This is a genomic window from Mycobacterium sp. NTMscope_MAC_12 (assembly GCF_976985675.1).
In genome coordinates, this window is the sequence record NZ_CDRJYY010000001.1 from 622,801 (window position 1) to 640,488 (window position 17,688).

The 17,688-nt window shown below is 67.0% G+C and carries 16 protein-coding genes; 8 read left to right on the forward strand and 8 right to left on the reverse strand.

Going from position 1 to position 17,688, the window contains the following annotated elements:
- Positions 1-11: 11 nt before the first annotated feature.
- The 5 genes from AC0KS4_RS03060 to AC0KS4_RS03080 are packed head-to-tail and all read right to left on the reverse strand — an operon-like array spanning position 12 to position 6,840.
- Entirely contained in the window at positions 12-1,955 is a 1,944-nt protein-coding gene (locus AC0KS4_RS03060) for a glycosyltransferase (RefSeq protein ID WP_225328042.1), read from the reverse strand.
- Positions 1,952-3,427, reverse strand: a complete 1,476-nt coding sequence (locus AC0KS4_RS03065; RefSeq protein ID WP_238958233.1) for a flippase — start codon at positions 3,425-3,427, stop codon at positions 1,952-1,954. The genes AC0KS4_RS03060 and AC0KS4_RS03065 overlap by 4 nt, the downstream gene beginning before the upstream one ends.
- Before the next feature lie 11 nt (positions 3,428-3,438).
- Complete coding sequence (locus AC0KS4_RS03070) at positions 3,439-5,025, reverse strand: sugar transferase (RefSeq protein ID WP_225328044.1); 1,587 nt, start codon at positions 5,023-5,025, stop codon at positions 3,439-3,441.
- The gene (locus AC0KS4_RS03075; RefSeq protein WP_238958232.1) at positions 5,010-5,582 is read right to left on the reverse strand and encodes a dTDP-4-dehydrorhamnose 3,5-epimerase family protein; all 573 of its coding nucleotides are present in this window, start codon (positions 5,580-5,582) and stop codon (positions 5,010-5,012) included. The genes AC0KS4_RS03070 and AC0KS4_RS03075 overlap by 16 nt, the downstream gene beginning before the upstream one ends.
- A gap of 55 nt (positions 5,583-5,637) precedes the next feature.
- Positions 5,638-6,840: a PPE family protein gene (locus tag AC0KS4_RS03080; RefSeq protein ID WP_308011552.1), complete on the reverse strand. Its 1,203-nt coding sequence runs from the start codon at positions 6,838-6,840 to the stop codon at positions 5,638-5,640.
- Positions 6,841-7,469: 629 nt separating this feature from the next.
- On the opposite strand from AC0KS4_RS03080, the gene AC0KS4_RS03085 reads away from it, so the two are divergent.
- The 3 genes from AC0KS4_RS03085 (at position 7,470) to AC0KS4_RS03095 (ending at position 11,004) form a co-directional block, all read left to right on the forward strand.
- Positions 7,470-8,147, forward strand: coding sequence for a TetR/AcrR family transcriptional regulator (locus AC0KS4_RS03085; RefSeq protein WP_225328046.1), 678 nt, complete (start codon positions 7,470-7,472; stop codon positions 8,145-8,147).
- Positions 8,148-8,200: 53 nt separating this feature from the next.
- Positions 8,201-8,911, forward strand: a complete 711-nt coding sequence (locus tag AC0KS4_RS03090; RefSeq protein WP_225328047.1) for a TetR/AcrR family transcriptional regulator — start codon at positions 8,201-8,203, stop codon at positions 8,909-8,911.
- A gap of 83 nt (positions 8,912-8,994) precedes the next feature.
- On the forward strand, positions 8,995-11,004 hold the full coding sequence (locus AC0KS4_RS03095; RefSeq protein WP_225328048.1) for a hypothetical protein: 2,010 nt from the start codon (positions 8,995-8,997) through the stop codon (positions 11,002-11,004).
- 30 nt (positions 11,005-11,034) lie between these two features.
- Here AC0KS4_RS03095 and AC0KS4_RS03100 read toward each other — a convergent pair whose 3' ends face one another.
- Both AC0KS4_RS03100 and AC0KS4_RS03105 read right to left on the reverse strand, forming a co-directional pair.
- Positions 11,035-11,397, reverse strand: coding sequence for a PAS domain S-box protein (locus AC0KS4_RS03100; protein WP_008254177.1), 363 nt, complete (start codon positions 11,395-11,397; stop codon positions 11,035-11,037).
- A gap of 164 nt (positions 11,398-11,561) precedes the next feature.
- The gene (locus AC0KS4_RS03105; RefSeq protein ID WP_238958231.1) at positions 11,562-12,152 is read right to left on the reverse strand and encodes a TetR/AcrR family transcriptional regulator; all 591 of its coding nucleotides are present in this window, start codon (positions 12,150-12,152) and stop codon (positions 11,562-11,564) included.
- Positions 12,153-12,245: 93 nt separating this feature from the next.
- Between AC0KS4_RS03105 and AC0KS4_RS03110 the strand changes: the two genes are divergently transcribed.
- Both AC0KS4_RS03110 and AC0KS4_RS03115 read left to right on the forward strand, forming a co-directional pair.
- Complete coding sequence (locus AC0KS4_RS03110) at positions 12,246-12,719, forward strand: DUF1772 domain-containing protein (protein WP_225328050.1); 474 nt, start codon at positions 12,246-12,248, stop codon at positions 12,717-12,719.
- 22 nt (positions 12,720-12,741) lie between these two features.
- Positions 12,742-13,104, forward strand: a complete 363-nt coding sequence (locus AC0KS4_RS03115; protein ID WP_225328051.1) for a nitroreductase/quinone reductase family protein — start codon at positions 12,742-12,744, stop codon at positions 13,102-13,104.
- Here the strand turns inward: AC0KS4_RS03115 and metG are convergent.
- Complete coding sequence (gene metG, locus AC0KS4_RS03120) at positions 13,101-14,645, reverse strand: methionine--tRNA ligase (protein WP_225328052.1); 1,545 nt, start codon at positions 14,643-14,645, stop codon at positions 13,101-13,103. The genes AC0KS4_RS03115 and metG overlap by 4 nt on opposite strands.
- Positions 14,646-14,663: 18 nt before the next feature.
- Between metG and AC0KS4_RS03125 the strand changes: the two genes are divergently transcribed.
- From AC0KS4_RS03125 to rsmA, 3 genes are all read left to right on the forward strand, one after another.
- Positions 14,664-15,506: a TatD family hydrolase gene (locus AC0KS4_RS03125; protein WP_238958230.1), complete on the forward strand. Its 843-nt coding sequence runs from the start codon at positions 14,664-14,666 to the stop codon at positions 15,504-15,506.
- A 156-nt stretch (positions 15,507-15,662) separates the two neighbouring features.
- On the forward strand, positions 15,663-16,790 hold the full coding sequence (locus AC0KS4_RS03130; protein ID WP_225328054.1) for a resuscitation-promoting factor: 1,128 nt from the start codon (positions 15,663-15,665) through the stop codon (positions 16,788-16,790).
- The gene (rsmA, locus tag AC0KS4_RS03135) at positions 16,754-17,680 is read left to right on the forward strand and encodes a 16S rRNA (adenine(1518)-N(6)/adenine(1519)-N(6))-dimethyltransferase RsmA (protein ID WP_238958229.1); all 927 of its coding nucleotides are present in this window, start codon (positions 16,754-16,756) and stop codon (positions 17,678-17,680) included. The genes AC0KS4_RS03130 and rsmA overlap by 37 nt, the downstream gene beginning before the upstream one ends.
- The last annotated feature ends 8 nt before the right edge of the window (positions 17,681-17,688 follow it).

The following is a 17,688-nucleotide window of genomic DNA, read 5'->3' on the forward strand; positions in this document are numbered from 1 at the left end:
CCGAGGCGAATTCACAGCACCGCTCCGATGGCGCTCAGGTAGGCGTCGGCCATCGCCTCCACCGTGTAGTGCTTGCGCATGCGCTCGTAACCGCGTTGCCCCACCGACGGCAGCGCATCGGGATCCGCCATGATCCGGGTCAGGTGTTCTCGCCATCCCGACACGGATACGGGCTCGACGAGAAATCCCGCCTCACCGAAATCCAGCATCTCCGGGACAGCGCAAATCGCCGACGCCGCAACCGGCACCGCACGGGCCATCGCCTCGAGGATCACCACCGGGAACGCTTCGGAGCGGCTGGGAACGCACAGCAGATCCGCGTCGGCCAGCGCCGGTCCGGGCCCGGCCGACCATCCGCGCCATTGCACCCGATCGCGCAGTCCCGCGGGCGTTTGTTCCTGCAGCCTCTCCCGATCGGGCCCGTCGCCGAAGATCGACAGCTTCCACGGCACCTCGACGAGGCCGCCGAGCGCCTCGATCAGCAGATGCGGGTTCTTGTGCTCGACGATGCGCGAGAGCATGACCAGGTGCAGCGGTTCGCCGGCGCTTCGATGCCGACGGCTCGGCTCCCCGCTGTCGGTGACACCGTTGGGTGCGACGAAGCGCCGTCCCCAGAGCCGGTGCTGTTTGGCCAGCATGTCCCAATGTCGTTGTGCCAGAACGATGAAACCGTCCGCGCGTCGCATCGCGGCGGTCAGCGGGCGCGAGTAGATCGGCCGGTGTTCCTCGGGTGGGACATGCGGTGCGACCAACCATCGACGGCGCCTGCCGGCCGCGCGCCACAGCGTGCCAAACCCCACCTCGGTATTGGTGTCGCCGGTGATCAGCACCGCCGGGCCCTCGGCGATATCGACCATCGGCGCCCACCAAGGCTGGCGAACCACCCGCACCGTGTTCGGGATTTCGGCGATCAGTGGGCCGAACCGCTGCACGCAGACGATGGTGACCGGGTAACCGCGGCGGTCCAATTCCGTTGCCAAGAGCGCCTTTTGTCGCTCCGCACCCCCGTAGACCAGGCGGTTGGTGGCGATGACTATCGAGGGCAGGTCGGTTCGCCGGCGCGCGCGCTGCGGCCGCCGCAGCCGCCGCAATGCGGCGGTGCCGGCCAGGTATACGTCCGCGTGGTGAACGCCGCGTTGATGCTCGAGCAACAGCGCGGTATTGGTTCGCACCAAGTCCCGATCGCGGCGCCGTCGGGGGCCGTCGTCGGTTGTCGGGTCGCGGCGCTCGACGCCGAGCTCGTCGGCGAGCAGGATGCGCCAGCCGGCCGCGCGGGCCCGGGCCTGCCAGTCGGCCGCCTCGCCGTAGCCGAAGTACTCCTCGTCGAAGCCGCCGATGGTATTCCAGGCCGCCCGGCTGATCGCCAGGCAGATAGGTGCCAAATCGCCGTCGATGCTTCGTGATTCGGGGGGCTGGCGAGAATACCGCCGTGCGGGCGGCGTACGGCGGAGCGGGGCGGAGCGGCCGGCGGCTGCGCTCAGCTCCCGGGTGACGGTGTGGTGGCGGGCAGCGACGTCCCATGGCGCCCGGCCCGGCGCGGCGGCGTCGCGGGCGAGCGGCGAGACCGCCGCCACGCGGGGCTGGCGAAGCAACTCGCGGGTGCGGTTCAGCGGCCCGAGCACGCGGGCATGGGGGTCCAGCAACAGCAGGTCGACATCGGCGGGCATCTGCTCCACCACGGCGTTGCAGGCCGCGGCGAAACCGGCGTTCGGCTGACCCGGAAACCACTGGACCGCGGGGTGTTTCGCGGCGAGTTCCGCATGCTCCGTGCCGCCGTGGTCGTAGACGTGAATCGGTAGTTCGGGTAGATGCTCGGCGACGCTGTCGAGGCAGACCTCGAGCGGCTCGTGGGCGCGTTGGCTCACGATCAGCACGGCCAGCGTGCGCGTCGACGGCAGGCCGGCCGTGTCGCCGACGGGGCGCTTCAGATAGGCACGGTCCGTTTCACGGGTCATGCCGTCGGCTGCTTCTCGCGCAGCGTGGCCCGCAGCGAGGCGAGGGTGGACCAGCTGATCGGGCCGAAGGTCGCGCTGGTGGCCAGGTAGGCGGTGGCCGCCGCGGTCAGCACCAGGATCACGTGGTGGCCCGAGAGCAGCAGTGTCACAACGACACTCGCCCCCGTCGGGATCAGCAAGCGCAGCACGAACAGCACGGGCGTGCGGTAACCGCAGCGGCGGCGCAGCCACCAGCTGGAGATCGCCATGTTGAACAGTTCCGTGCACACCAGCGCCACGCCGGGACCGACGGCGCCGAACCGCCCGGCCAGGGCGAGGTTGAGCGCGACGTTGAGCACGAGGGTCGCCACCGTCAACCAGAGCAGCACCTGTTGATGATGGGAAGCCACCAGACCCTGGCCCAGGGTGCCGCCGACAAACCGCAGGGCCGCCGCGACGAACAGCAACGCCAGGGTGGGCGTCCCGCGTTCGATGAACGCGCTCTTGCCGAACAACCCGATCAACGGTCCGGCCAGCAGCACGCCCACCACGGCGATCGGGACCGCCACGAAGTACATCAATTCGACGCTGCGGCGCAGAAATCGGGCGAACGCCGCGACGTCACGCGAGAACAGTTCGGTGGCCGTCGACAGCGTCGACTTGTGGAAGATCAGCGAGACCACGATCGTGTTGAACGAGATCGTGAGGGCCAGGCCGTACACGCCCACCTCGGAGTGGGTGCTCAGCAGGGACAGGATCACGCCGTCGGCGCGGCAGTACAAAAGCCCCACAATCATAAAACCGATCAGCGGCAAGCTTTCCCGTAACAGGTCGGCGGCTTCCCGCGGGGCGAACAGCGGCCGCACCGAGATGTGCCGCATCGCGGCGGCGCCCTGGATCAGCAGCTGCACGGCGGGCGGGATCAGTTGTGCGACCGCGAACCAGATGACGTCCGAGTGCGCCGCGACCAGCCAGGCAACCATGGCCAGCGTGCTCACCCGGGCGGCGACGTCGGAGATGGCCACCGCGGAGAACCGGACGGTGGCAAGGAATACCGGTTCGAATCGTGTCGTCATGGTCTGCAGCAGCAGCCCGCCCGACAACACGACCAGCATCACCCGCACCTGCGTGTCGTGATAGATGAGCAACCCCGACCCGGCTGCCAGCACCGCGAGGGGACCGCAGTAGAGCAGGGCCAGGCCGCTGTTGATGCGCACCAGGCGTTCGAGTTCGCCGCGGCCGGAGGTCACCCGTCGCACGATCACGGTGGCGATGCCCAGATCGGCGAAGCTGGTCCACATCGCGACGAATGCCACCGCGATGGTGAGCTGGCCGTAGCGGCCGGGCCCCAGATAGCGCGCGGTCATCGCCACCGAAACCACGGATGCGAGCATCCCCAGCGCGCGGCAGATCAGCTGGATCGAGAACGCGTGAGCCATTCGCGCGAGCGGCACCGAGGGCACCACCGCGGCGGGTGCCGTTGGCTCAGTCATGGCTCGCGAGCCTAGTAGGCTCCGTGGCTTGTCAGGACCGCTTTCACCGTCTTCGCGACGATCATCAGGTCACCCGACATCGACCAGTTGTCGACGTACGACAGATCCAGCCGCACTGACTCTTCCCAGGAGAGGTCCGACCGGCCGCTCACTTGCCACAACCCGCTGACGCCCGGCTTCACCAGCAAGCGCCGCTTCACCTCGCCGTCGTAGTTGTCGACCTCGCGGCGCAACGGGGGTCGCGGCCCGACGACGCTCATGTCCCCCTTGAGAACGTTGATGAATTGCGGGAGCTCGTCGATGCTGTACCGGCGAAGAATTCTGCCGACGGGGGTGACCCGGGGGTCCTGACGCATCTTGAAGAGCATGCCGCCGGCGCTTTCATTGACCGCCAGCAGGTGCTCGAGCTGGGTGTCTGCACCGTCGACCATCGTGCGGAACTTCAGCATAGTGAAGGGCTTTCCGTCGGTGCCGATACGTTCCGCCGGGTAGAAGACGGGTCCCTTGCTGGTCAGCTTGATGGCGATGGCAGCGGCGACGAGCACCGGTGCTGTGGCGACCAGCGCCGCCAGCGAGAACACGAAGTCGAAGGCCTGCTTCTGAAAGCGGTGCGCCCCTTCGTATTGCGGCTTGTCGACGTGCAGCAGTGGCAGCCCGCCGGTCAGGCGCAGGGTCAACCGCGCCTCGGTCACGTCCATGACGCCGGGCGACACCACCAGGTCGACGTCGCGGGTCTCCAGCTGCCACAGCAGCTCCCTGATCCCGTGCATCCCAAAGTGATCCGTCTGCGTCACCGCCACGGTGTCCGCGCCGCAGCTGTCGATCGCCGTCGCCACCTGGGTCTGGTCGCCCAGGATCGGTACCTGACGGCCGCCGATCGTCAGGGTGTTGCCGCGGGCCGGCCCGTAGCCGGGGATGCAGACGCCGACCACGACGCACCCGGCCACCGCGTTGCGGTCCAGTTCATGCGCGAGGTGCGTGACCGATTGCCGGTCGCCGATCGCCAAAACGCGGGTCTGGCATTCGCCCTGGACTCGCTTGCGGCAGATGTGCTTTCGCCACACGCTACGGCTGGCCAGCAACCCCACGGTGCCGACGGGAAGCGCGATCGCCAGATAGCCGCGGGCCAGGTCGACCTTGGCCAGCAAGGTCACCATGGCGATGATCCCGAACGTCCAGAAGGACGCGGTGCCGATCCGGCGGTACTCCTCGATCCCCGCCCCGATGATTCGCGTTGAGCGCGTTTGGAATACCGCGAGGGCCGACAGCCACAGCGCCGCGAACAGGAAGGAGAACAGCGTCATGGTCTGGTCCGAGTAACCCGACGTGTTCGCGATTTCGCCGAATCGGACGTACTGGGCGAGCATCACCGACGCGAAGACCATCACCGAGTCACTGATGCGCAGGCCCTGCGAATAGCGATCCTGCCAGCGCTGTACGGGATTCCCACCGGCCGAAGGCGTGACGGGCGCGGTCATGGGCGAACCCGCCGTCTCGCTGCGATGCAACGCGGTCGTGCCCGCAGGCCAGGCCTTGAGCTGCCGCCAGCTGGGCTGCACGACATCCACCGTGCTGGGAACGATCACCGACTGACGCATGATGCCACCCGTTCCACTGGTGCCAATCTGGATTTGCGCGAGGGCCAGCTCGCGTCTTGTTCGGAGATGACCGTGACCGGTATCGGCCACGAGATCCCGAATTCGGGGTCGTCCCAGCGGATCCCCTCCTCGTCGGCCATCGCGTACCGACCGCTGACGTGAAAGGTGACCTCGGTGTCATCGACCTGCGTCTGGAAGCCGTGAGCGACGTACGGGGGCAAGAAGAGCGTGCGGTGGTCGTCGGCGCTCAACTGCACCATCACGTGGTCGCCGTAGGTCAGCGAGTCGGGGCGAACGTCGACCGCGACAGCGGCGATAACACCGCGGGTGCAACGGACCAGTTTCGCCTCGGCGTGTGGTGGCACCCGACGGTACAGGCCACGCACGGTGCCGCGGGTGTAGTTGAAGAAGATATTCGTCTGCGCGACTTCAAAATTCAGCCCGTGGTTGGCGAAGTCGCGGGCGGAGAACGAACGTGAGGAATACCCGCGATGGTCGTGGTGGAGTTCGAAGTCGATGATTGTCACCCCGGCGACCTTGGTGGGCGTGTACTTCACTTGCCGCTCCTTCTCGTGCACCGGGCCTTCAAAACCTGTCCGCTCATGAGATGGCCTACGCGTATCCGGCCGACAGTGGGCGTGTCATCACGGTCGGGATCACGCCGTATCGCGGCCCGAGGTTCTTGCCCGAGGCGGCCGCGAGGCGGGGCAGCGAGCCCATGACGCTGGGCGGCACATTGGCGCCGGCGAGGTTGATGGCGGGCAGCGCCGAGACGGCGCTGTGGGCGGCGGGAATCACGCTGGTCCAGCTCGCCGGCACCGCCAACGGACCCAGCATGGCCGCCTTCCCGAGGCTGCCGAAGATGCCGGATCCGAGCGATCCGAGCGCTCCGGCGCCCGAACTGGCCGCACTCGCCGCTCCCGAGGCGGCGGCCATGGCGCCGTCGCCGGCGGCTTTTGCCAAGCCTTGCGCGGTCTGGGCTATGCCGAGGATGGAGGACATGCCGTACAGGGGGGTCGCCGCCGCCGAGAATGCGCTGGGGATGGCGCCGGGGATACCCGACGCGAGACCCGTCATGATCGAGGAATTGGCGGCGTCGCCTGCACCGGACCCAGCGTTCCCAATCGTCCCGCCGAGATCAGGGCCCGTATCGGCCGTGACTTTCATCGGCGAGGAAAGCTGGTGCAGCGAGTTGGGCACCTTGGACACCACATTCGCCAGGTTCGCCTGCTCCGTTTCCGAAGTGGCCTTGCCGACGGCGGCGGCCTGCTGGGCCGCGCCGCTCTCGTTGGTCACGTTCGGCGCCGGGGTGAAGGGTGTCACCTCGCACGCGGCCGCCGAGCCCGCCGCGTAGGCATACATCGCCGCCGCGTCCTGCGCCCACATCTCCACGTATTCGGCCTCGGTGGCGGCGATCGCCGCCGAGTTCTGCCCGAGGAAGTTGGTCGCGACCAGCGTCGCGAGCTGGGCCCGATTGGCGGCGACGGCCGGCGGCGGGACGGTCATCGCGAAGGCGGCCTCGAAAACCTCCACGGCAAGCCTGGCTTGACCGGCCGTCTCCGCGGCTCGCGCTCCGGCACCAGCCATCCACGCCATGTAGGGCGCGTACGCCGAGGCCATGGTCAGCGAGGACGGGCCCAGCCAGCGTCCGGTGGTCAACCCGGCGATCACCGAGCGGTAGCAGCTCGCCGCGGCGTGCAGTTCGGCGGCCAAAGCGTCCCAGGCCACCGCCGCGGCCATGAGGGAGAAGGGGCCGGGACCGGCGTACATCCGGGTGGAGTTGATCTCCGGGGGAAGCGCTCCGAAATCGATCACTTGACGGCCCGCCCGTCAGCGGATCGCGTCGTGGATCCGGCGGAAGCGCCCTCTCGGCATGCTCCGAGATCAGCAAAACGGCCAAATCCATACCGAAAGTATGGAAATAACGGGATTTGAAAGCTAAAGGTCATCCGTCCCGGCCTGAAGGTGTTTAGTCCGCGCCGACCGGGGCTGGCGGTCCCCAGGGCCGGCAAGGAGATGAGCGCGGCGCCCACGTCCCCTCCCGCCACGCGGCCCGAATAAGGCGTGGTGAGAGGGGACATGGGCTTTCTCCTTCGTGCGATTCGAACGGTCGAGACGATCTAGGCGTCCGATCAGACTGACGTACGCACAATAGCGTATAAAACATACTATAGGTTTGACAACACGCTGTGACGTAAACCTCAAGTATTTACACGGGCGTCAACCGGGACAGCCGTATGACTGCTAACCTCAGAAGTGGGCTAGAAATCTCGAGCGACGCGGGTGCGTGTTCGCTCCCAATGTCTGAAGAACCGAGGTGTGTGTGCCCTGCTTGAGCAAGGCGTCGTGCGACGCAGGGGTGGCCGACGCCGCCCGCGGCCTCAGCCTCGGTGCCACGGCGTGCCCCACAATTCGCGCCGCGGAGAGCTGAGTTCTCGATCGCGATGACCACACACTCGACTGACGGACGAGCAGACGCGACCCGGCAACAGATTCTGCGGGCCGCGTCGCATCAGTTCGCCCGTCGGCCCTACCACGACGTCGGCCTCGACGACATCCTCGCCGAGGCCGAACTGACCAAGGGCGCAATGTACTTCCACTTCAAGTCGAAGCATGCCTTGGCGGTCGCCATCATCGAAAGCCAGGTCGAGGCCGGGGCGGTCGGCGTGCGTGACCTGCTGACGCGCGGGCTCTCGGGCCTCGAGACGCTCATCGACTTCTCGTATCTGATCGCCATTCGGGACATCAAGATGGACCTCGTCAGGTCGGGACTGAATCTGATGGAGTCCGTCGGCCTGCCCGACGGGCTCCAGGAAAAGTTGTTCGACCGCTGGATCAGAAACCTGGGCCGAGTCGCCGAGCAAGCCCAGGCCGAGGGCGACATCAACGCACAGTGCGACCCGCAGGACGTCGGCCGCATGATGGTCTCCCTGCACATGGGACTGCGAAAGACCAGCAACCTGGACGACCCGGAACGCTTCCTGCTCGACCTGGAAAAGTGCTGGTCCTTACTGCTTACCGGGATACTGCAACCGGACCGTTCCGAGTACTTCCGCCAATTCCTCAGGCGGCGTACGGCGCTCGCCGTCAACACCGGTTCAAACGATGCCGACTCGCAGTAGTAACGACGGCGAACGACCCGCGCGTCCGACGAGACTCTGGAGGTGCAGCGGCGATGCCGCGCCAGGTTCGGTCTGAGGCCACTCGGCAAAAAATCCTCGACGCCGCGATCGAAGTGTTCGGCGAGGTCGGGTACGCGGCCGCCGGATGGAGCACGATCATCGAGCGGACGGGCATGACCAAAGGCGCCCTCTATCACCACTTTGATTCGAAAGAATCGTTAGCCTCGAACATCATCGAGGAAGGGTCTGACGCGATCCTCAGCGCTTATCGAAATGTCTGTAAGTCGTCATCGCCGGGGCTGGAAAACATTGTGCACGGCTCATTCACGATCGTCGACGTGTTGGGCTCCGACAAAATGGCCCGGGCGGCCGCGCAATTGGCCACCGCCTTAAGCGGATTCAACGGGGCGGCCTCGCGCTTCTACGCCAACTTGGTGCTGGAGACGGCCCAGGAGGCGCGCCGCGCGGTCAAGGAAGGCGACCTTCGGAGCGGCATCGACCCCGACGTGCTCAGCGCGTCGATCGTGGGCACGATATCCGGGACACGGCTGATCGCGACCGCGATATCCAGCCACGGCAGGATCGGGGACGTCATCGGTGATCCCTTCGCTCGGTTGCATCAGCTCTGGGAACTCCTGCTGCCCGGCGTCGTCTCGGAAGCGTCGCTGCCCTACTTCCAGCAATTTCTGCGGCGCGAAGTGATGCGCCATACCGCGGCCAGCGCCCCGCTCGACGAGGACGGCGGGGAACCGGAAACCGATTAGCGTTCGGTGAGAGCCGTTGCGGGACACCTTTTCGCGGTCGCCGCAACGGCCTTTCCGTTATTGGGGTTGAAGCGCTTTCAACAATGCATACTGTTCCGGTGATGTTCCGGAAAGCTCTCGGCCGAGCAATTGCACTCGCCGGTGTCGTCGGTTTCTTGGTGATGAATGCTCCCGCGGCATCATGGGGTGCGCCCACCGATCCGCTCACAACGACGGATTCGACGACGACGCTGACGTTGGCCGATCTTGGGTCTTCCTCCACCTTGGAGTTCTGGGGCCTGACCAACAACGTGCCGCTGACTCTGCCGGTACTGCATGGGCTGACCCCGACGGCGCTGAACGCGACCGTCGAACTGCCAATCAATCTGCGGTCGGGGCTCATCACCGTGACACAGGGCGATCGCACCATCGCGCGGGTCAACCTGCCGACGACCGATCAGGCCCCGATCGTCATCCCGCTGACCGGAGCGGAGGTCGTCGACAACTTTCTGAGCGTGACGGTGCGTACGTACCTGGTGCCGCTGGACGGATATTGCTTGTACCCGGAAAGCCCGCTTCGGCTCGCCAACGGAACGGTCACCTACACCGGGACCGAACTGCCGCCCACCACCGTGGCTCATTTCTTGCCGCCGGTGCTGCGAAAGCTGACCATCTATTTGCCGCAATCGCCGTCAACTGCCGAGTCCGACACGGCAATCCGACTGGCCGCCTCCACCGCGTCGCATTACGGCAAACAGGCTCCCGAGATCGTCGTGGTCCCGTTGCAGGAAGGACAGGCGGCCCCGCCGACGCCGCCGGCGCCGCTGGAACGCCAGGTCGTCGTCAAAGAGGGCCCGGACAACGGCCTTTCCCTGCAGGGCGCGACCGGTGTGCCGTGGCTCCTGGTCTCCGGGCCGCTGGGCCAAACGGACGAATCGAACATCGCGGTGCTCTTCAGCGACCTGTCGGAGCTCGCCTTTTCCTCCAGGGCCTCGGCGGAATCGGTGAAGCCCACAGTGCAACTGGCGGGGGACACCGCCACGCTCCGCGACCTCGGGCGCCCGTTCATCAACGCGACTTCCCTGCAACCGCGGGTGTCGATCGGACTGGACCAGACCCGGTTTGGCAGGTCCATCCACGGGGTCCGCGTGCATCTGCAGGGTTCCTACACGCCGACGCCGCCCAATATCGCCGGCCGGATCGCCGTCACGATCGGTCCCGAGACCATCGATCACTGGCCGACCGATGGCCAGGGCGGCATCGACCGGTGGATCGACGTGCCGGATCGGCTCCTGCAGCGCTACACCAACATCGAAATGGTGCTCGACGTCGCGAGCAACGTCGGGCATTGCGGAGACTTCTACACCGCAGGGCCCGGAAATCAGCTGCTGACGTTGAACATCAACGGCGACAGCACTATTCAGAGCAGTAGCGCGGCGCCGCCGACGCCGGACGGCCTTCAGTCGGTACCGCAGACCTTGATGCCCCGCGTGCAGGTGGGCATCGCGGAGCACTCGTTGGTCGACACGGTGCGCGCGCTCGACATCATGGTGGGTCTGCAGCGGATGAGTTCGATGCCCATCGACACCACCGTCACCAGCGTGAAGCAAGCGGTCGATTCCTCGAATCCCGCGCTGCTGATTTCCGCCGACGGCTGGAATCAGTCCGACGTGACGCTCCCCGTGGCCGCGGGGCCCAGCGGCCCGATCACCGTCAACGCCGTCGGGTCCGGCGACAAGCCCACCAAGCTCACGTTGGACCCGGTGCTGCGATTCGCCTCTCTCCAAACGGTTTTCAACCGCGGCCGCACACTGCTGATCGCGACGTCCAATGGGGCGCCCGGACAGCTTGACGAGCTGATCAGGTGGCTCAAGGGCGACGACAACAAGCACTGGCAGCGGCTCAAGGGCGTTGCGGTGGTGTCGGTACCGGGACAAGACCCGGTGACCGTCGATCATCCGCCGTTGCCCGCCGGTGCGGCCGCCGCGGGATCCGGAAGCCATTCCGACCTCGACTGGCTGTGGTGGTTCGGCGCGGGGTGGGTCGTTGTCGCCATCGTCGGGGCAGGGGTGATCGTGTGGCGTGTCAGGCGCGAATCATGGCGGCGCCGATAGCGTTTGACTGGGCGCGCCCCTGAGGACCTGCTAGCGCGCTTCTTCCCAGAGTTGCTCGGTCAGATCCTGGAATGCGGCGAGGGCGAACTGATCATCCACCCGCCGCACCGCGGACTTGCTCATCATCGCGCGCACGACCGAGCCGTCCTTGTGCGCCAGTTCGACGACCATGTTCGCGAGAGCATGCACGGTCGCCAGCAGCGATTCCGACGCCGGGGCCTGATGGAAGATCTGTTCGAACCGCAGCGACAGGGTTTCCTCCGGCTCGTAGCCCATCATGTCGGCAAACGCGGTGTTGGCGAACAAGATACTGCCGTCGTCGCCGATGGCCAGCACCGGAACCGGGATCCGCTCCAGCACCACCAGTGCCGGCAGCTCCTTCAAGGTCGTCATCGGCGATTGGCTCTGTTGCCGGTTCTGGCGTCGTTCCACAGCCCGATTATGGGCTATGGCAGCGGATATGTTGGGGGCTTTCCCCGAAAGGGATTTGCTGGCGTCGTTGAAGTCGCTTGATCCGCAACCGAATTGTTCGGCCATTCACGCGCCGGTCACCGGCCTCAGGTCGCCGGTGTGGGGGCGCCGCACAACCCGCTGATCAGGATGTCGACGCGGGCGGCGTGGTGGTCGGGTCGCAACCGGGCGCCGCGATCGAGGGTGACCAGGCCGTGCAGGGCCGCCCACAGCACCTCGGTCAGGGTGTCGGGGTCCCGCGGGCCCGCGATCGTCTCCACCACCGCGCGCAGTTCGGCGAACGCCGCCGTCAGCTCGGCCGGGGTTTCCGCGGCGGCGAACGGCAGCGTGGTCGCGCGGGTGAACATCGCATCGAACAGGGCGGGGTTGTCACGAGCGAACCCGATGAAGGCCTCGGCGACCCGCGCCAGGGCGTCCCGGCCGTCGGTGGCGCCGCCGCGCGCGGTGCGGAGCGCGTCCGCGAGTTCGCCGAATCCCTCGACCGCGACCGACGCGGCGATGTCTTCCATGCCCGAGAAGTGTTTGTAGAGCACCGGTTGGCTGTACTCGATTTCGGCGGAGAGCCGGCGGGTGGTGACGGCGTCCCAACCCTCTTGCTCGGCCAGCTTGCGCGCGGTAGCGGTGATCAGCCGACGGCGGGCGGCCCGTTCGCGTGCCCGGCGGTCCTCGATGGACATGGACCCATCGTAGCGCCGATATAAAATCTAGCGGTGCTATTGACACGGCCGGTTATGGGGGTTAGCGTCGCTAACACCTGCTGCCGACGAGGAGTGCGCATCATGATCGCCACGCTGTTCGCGGTCATCGCGGTGCTGGGCACCGCGGTGGTTTACGGCACCGACGTGTTCTGCGCGATGGTGCAGCGGCCCGCGCTGGCCCGCGTCGACGACCGGGCGCTGCTCGCGGTGATGGGCAACATTCATCGCTACGGAGACCGCCGGATGCCGGTGCCGGGAATGCTCGGCCTCGGCGCCGCCGCCCTCAGCGCGGTATTCGCCGCGGCGGCCGGCCACTGGGCGCAAGCCGGCGCGGCCGGCGCCTCCGTGGGCCTGCTGCTGGTGTGGCTGCTGCTCTATCTGCGGGTGAGCGCACCGATCAACCACCAACTCATCGCCGGAGTCGATCGGCCCGGGCCGCCAACGAATGTTCGAGCGCTGCAACGTAACTGGGACAAGGTGATCACCACGAGGGCCACCCTGCAGGGCCTGGCGGTCGCCGGGTTATGCCTGGCGCTGCTGATCTGAACTCGGAAGGGATATCGGGACAATGACCATGGGCAACAAAGTCGGGCGCCTGCTCATGCGCGCGGCGCCGCTCTTGAACGCGCCGGTCGCGGCGATAGCGGCCTCGCGCTTCGGCGCAGGCATCAGGCGCAGCATCACGCTCGTCACCTACACGGGACGGCGTTCGGGACGGACGTTTTCGATACCGGTGGCCTATCGCCGGCGCGGCAACGATATCGAGATCGTCGCGAATATGCCCGACGCCAAGACATGGTGGCGCAACTTCGTCGGCGAGGGCGCTCCGATGTCGCTGACGCTCGATGGCGCCGAACGGGCCGGGCATGCGATCGCTCATCGAGACGCCAACGGCCGCGTCACCGTTCGCGTTCGCCTCGCAGGCAATTAGTCGACTTGGTAGCGCGGGAAGACGCCGCTCGGCGCCGGCAGTGCCGTGCCGGGCGCCAGCCGCGTGCCGATGGCGTCGAACCCGCGCTGCTCGGGCTTCTGGCCGAGCAGCTCCAGTAGCTTGCTCGCCGCATCGGGCATCACCGGCTGAATCAACAGCGCCGCAATGCGAACCACTTCGCACGTCGTGTAAAGCACTGTCGCGAAACGCTTCTGATCCGCCTCCGACTCGCTCTTGCGCAAGACCCAGGGCTGTTGCGCCGAGAAGTATCTGTTGGCCTCGCCGAGCATCAGCCAGATCGCTTCCAGCGCCAGGTGCATCGCCTGCGCTTCGAAACTGGCGCGCAGGCGCTCCAACAGACCGTCGGCCGTCGCCAGCAGGGCGGTGTCGGCTTCGGTGAACTCCCCGGGTTCGGGCAGCACGCCGCCCAGGTTCTTGGCGATCATCGACAACGACCGCTGGGCCAGGTTGCCCAGTTCATTGGCCAGATCGGTGTTGATCCGGGTGATGATGGCCTCTTCGCTGAAGCTGCCGTCCTGGCCGAACGGGACTTCCCGCAACAGGAAATAACGCACCTGGTCCACGCCGAACTCCTCGATCAGGGTGATCGGGTCGACGACGTTGCCCACCGACTTGCTCATCTTCTCGCCGCGGTTGAGCAGGAATCCGTGCGCGAAAACCCTTCGCGGCAGCTCGATTCCGGCCGACATCAGAAACGCCGGCCAGTACACGGTGTGAAACCGGATGATGTCCTTGCCGATCATGTGCAGGTCGGCCGGCCAGTAGCGGCGGAACATCTCCGAGTCGGTGTCCGGGTAGCCGACCCCGGTCAGGTAGTTGGTCAGCGCGTCGACCCAGACGTACATCACATGGTCGGGATGCTCGGGCACGTGCACGCCCCAGTCGAACGAGGTGCGCGAGATGGACAGATCGCGCAGGCCGCCCGCCACGAAACTGACGACCTCGTTGCGGCGCACCTCGGGCGCGATGAAGTCCGGGTTCGCCTCGTAGTGGGCCAGCAGCTTGTCGGCATACGCCGAGAGGCGGAAGAAGTAGGTCTGCTCCTCCGTCCACGTCAGCGGGGCGCCGGTTTCCACAGCCGCCCGGGTCCCGTCCTCGAGGAGTCTGGTTTCCGATTCGACGAAGAAGCGTTCGTCGCGCACCGAGTACCAGCCCGAGTAGGTGTCCAGGTAGATGTCGCCGGCGTCGGCCATCCGGCGCCAGATCGCCTTGGATGCCTCGTGATGGTCGGGGTCGGTGGTGCGGATGAAGCGGTCGAAGGAGATGTTCAACCGCTCCTGCAGGCGCTGGAACACATCGGAGTTGCGCCGGGCCAGCTCGGCCGTGCCGATGCCCTCGGCGGCCGCGGTCTCGACCATCTTGAGGCCGTGCTCGTCGGTGCCGGTCAGAAACCGAACGTCGAACCCGTCGAGCCGCTTGAACCGGGCGATCGCGTCGGTGGCGATGTATTCGTACGCGTGCCCGATGTGCGGATCGCCATTCGGGTAGGTGATTGCGGTGGTGACGTAATACGGCCTCATCGCAGTTCACCCTATTGTGTGCGCGTGAGTTCCAAACGCCAGCCGCCCCCGGCTCCCGAGCCCCTGAGCCCCCTCGTCGATGCGCACACCCACCTCGACGCGTGCGGCGCCACCGACGCCGGGGGAGTGCGGGCCATTGTCGACCGCGCCGCGGCGGTCGGGGTGGGCGCCGTCGTCACCATCGCCGACGACCTGGAATCGGCGCGCTGGGTCAGCCGCGCCGCCGAATGGGACCCGCGGGTCTACGCCGCGACGGCGTTGCACCCCACCCGCGCCGACGCGCTCACCGAGGCCGCCCGCGCCGAGATCGAGCGGCTGGTGGCGCACCCCCGCGTGGTGGCGGTCGGCGAGACCGGCATGGACATGTATTGGCCCGGGCGCCTGGACGGCTGCGCCGAGCCCGCCGTCCAGCGGGAGGCCTTCGCCTGGCATATCGATCTGGCGAAGCGGTGCGGCAAACCGCTGATGATCCACAACCGGGAGGCCGACGCCGAGGTGCTCGACGTGCTGGCCGCCGAGGGCGCCCCGGAGGTCGTGATCTTCCACTGCTTTTCCTCCGACGCCGCCATGGCGCGGCGCTGCGTGGACGCCGGATGGCTGCTGAGCCTGTCCGGCACCGTCAGCTTCCGCAACGCGCGCGCCCTGCGCGAAGCCGTTCCGTTGATACCGCCCGAGCAGCTGCTGGTGGAGACCGATGCCCCGTTTTTGACGCCGCATCCGCACCGGGGGACGGCGAATGAGCCCTATTGCCTTCCTTATACTGTTCGGGCGATCGCCGAACTGGTGGATCGCCGCCCGGAAGAGCTGGCTAAGGTCACGACGAGCAATGCTCGACGGGTGTACGGATTGGCCGCTCACTGAGGCGACTGACCGGGCGATTCATTTCACATCGCCGCGTCGGAGTTGCCCAACATTGGCCAGTTCGTTACCGTCTTGTGATCGAACGGTTGGGCCTACGGGCCCTTAATTTATGACCTGCTGCTAAATGAGTGGTTGCTGAGGGTTGGGTAGCGCGCGTTGAGTGTATTGACAAAACTTCATCAGAATCCTTCGCCGATGTTGCGTCTCGTGGTCGGAGGGCTGCTGGTAGTCCTGGCATTCGCGGGCGGATATGCGATCTCGGTGTGCAAGACGGTGACGTTGACTGTCGACGGCGTCGCCATGCAGGTGACGACCATGAAGTCCCGGGTCATCGACGTCGTCGAGGAGAACGGCTTCGTCATCGACGACCGTGACGACCTGTACCCCGCCGCCGATGTCGCGGTGCACGACGCCGGCAAGATCGTGCTCCGGCGCAGCCGCCCGTTGCAGATCTCGCTGGACGGCCATGACACCAAGCAGGTGTGGACCACGGCGTCCACCGTCGACGAGGCGCTGGCCCAGCTGGCGATGACCGATACCGCGCCCGCCGCGGCCAACCGCGGCAGCCGCGTCCCTCTGGCCGGGATGGCGCTGCCCGTCGTCAGCGCCAAGACCGTCCGCATCAACGACGGCGGCGCCGTCCGCACCGTGCATCTGGCCGCCCCCAACGTCGCCGGCTTGCTGAGCGCCGCCGGCGCGCCGCTGCTCGAGAGCGACCAGGTGGTGCCCGCCGCGACGATGCCGATCGTCGACGGAATGGAAGTCCAGGTGACCCGCAACCGGATCCAGCAGGTCACCGAGCGAATCCCGTTGCCGCCCAACGCGCGTCGGATCGAAGATCCGGAGATGAACATGAGCCGCCAGGTGGTCGAGGACCCGGGCAGCCCCGGCACGCAGGACGTGACCTTCTCGGTGGCCACCGTCAACGGGGTCGAGACCGGTCGGCTGCCGATCGCCAACACGGTGATCACGCCCGCCCGCGAATCGGTGGTCCGGATCGGCACCAAGCCGGGCACCGAGGTGCCTCCGATCAGTGACGGCTCCATCTGGGATGCGATCGCGGGCTGTGAGGCCGGCGGAAACTGGGCGATCAACACCGGAAACGGGTATTACGGCGGTGTGCAGTTCGACCAGGGCACGTGGGAGCGCAACGGCGGGTTGCGGTTCGCCTCCCGCGCCGACCTCGCCACCCGCGAGGAGCAGATCACCGTCGCCGAGGTGACCCGAGAGCGCCAGGGTTGGGGTGCGTGGCCAGTGTGCAGCGGAAGAGCTGGTGCGCGCTGACCATCCGGCTACTCGGGCGCACCGAGATCAGGCGGCTGGCCAAAGAACTTGAATTTCGGCCACGAAAATCGCTCGGCCAGAATTTCGTCCACGACGCCAACACGGTGCGACGGGTGGTGTCGACTTCCGGGATCAGCCGGTCTGACCACGTGTTGGAAGTCGGTCCCGGCCTCGGATCGCTGACGCTCGCATTGCTGGACCGGGGCGCCCCCGTCACCGCGGTCGAAATCGATCCGGTGCTGGCCGAACGGTTGCCGCGCACCGTCGCCGAGCACTCGCACAGCGAGATTCAGCGCCTGAGCGTGCTCAACCGCGACGTCTTGACCCTCCGCCGTGACGAACTGGCCGTCGCGCCGACGGCCCTGGTCGCGAACCTGCCCTACAACGTCGCGGTCCCGGCGCTGTTGCACCTGCTCGCCGAGTTCCCGTCCATTCGGGTCGTGACGGTCATGGTGCAGGCCGAGGTCGCCGAACGCCTTGCCGCCGAACCCGGCGGCAAGGAGTACGGCGTGCCCAGCGTCAAGGTTCGCTTCTTCGGCACGGTTCGCCGTTGCGGCACGGTCTCGCCGACCGTCTTCTGGCCGATTCCCCGCGTCTACTCCGGCCTGGTCCGCATCGACCGGTACGCGACCTCGCCGTGGCCCACCGACGAGGCGTTCCGGCGGCGGGTGTTCGAGCTGGTGGACATCGCCTTCGGTCAGCGCCGCAAGACCTGTCGCAACGCGTTCCTGGACTGGGCCGGCTCGGGTAACGAGTCGGCGGACCGGTTGCTGGCCGCCAGCATCGATCCCGCCCGTCGCGGTGAGACGCTGTCCATCGACGACTTCGTGCGGCTGTTGCAGCGCTCCGCCGAGGCGCCGCTACGTGTGGTTGGCCGGCAGCAGCGATAGTCTGCTGC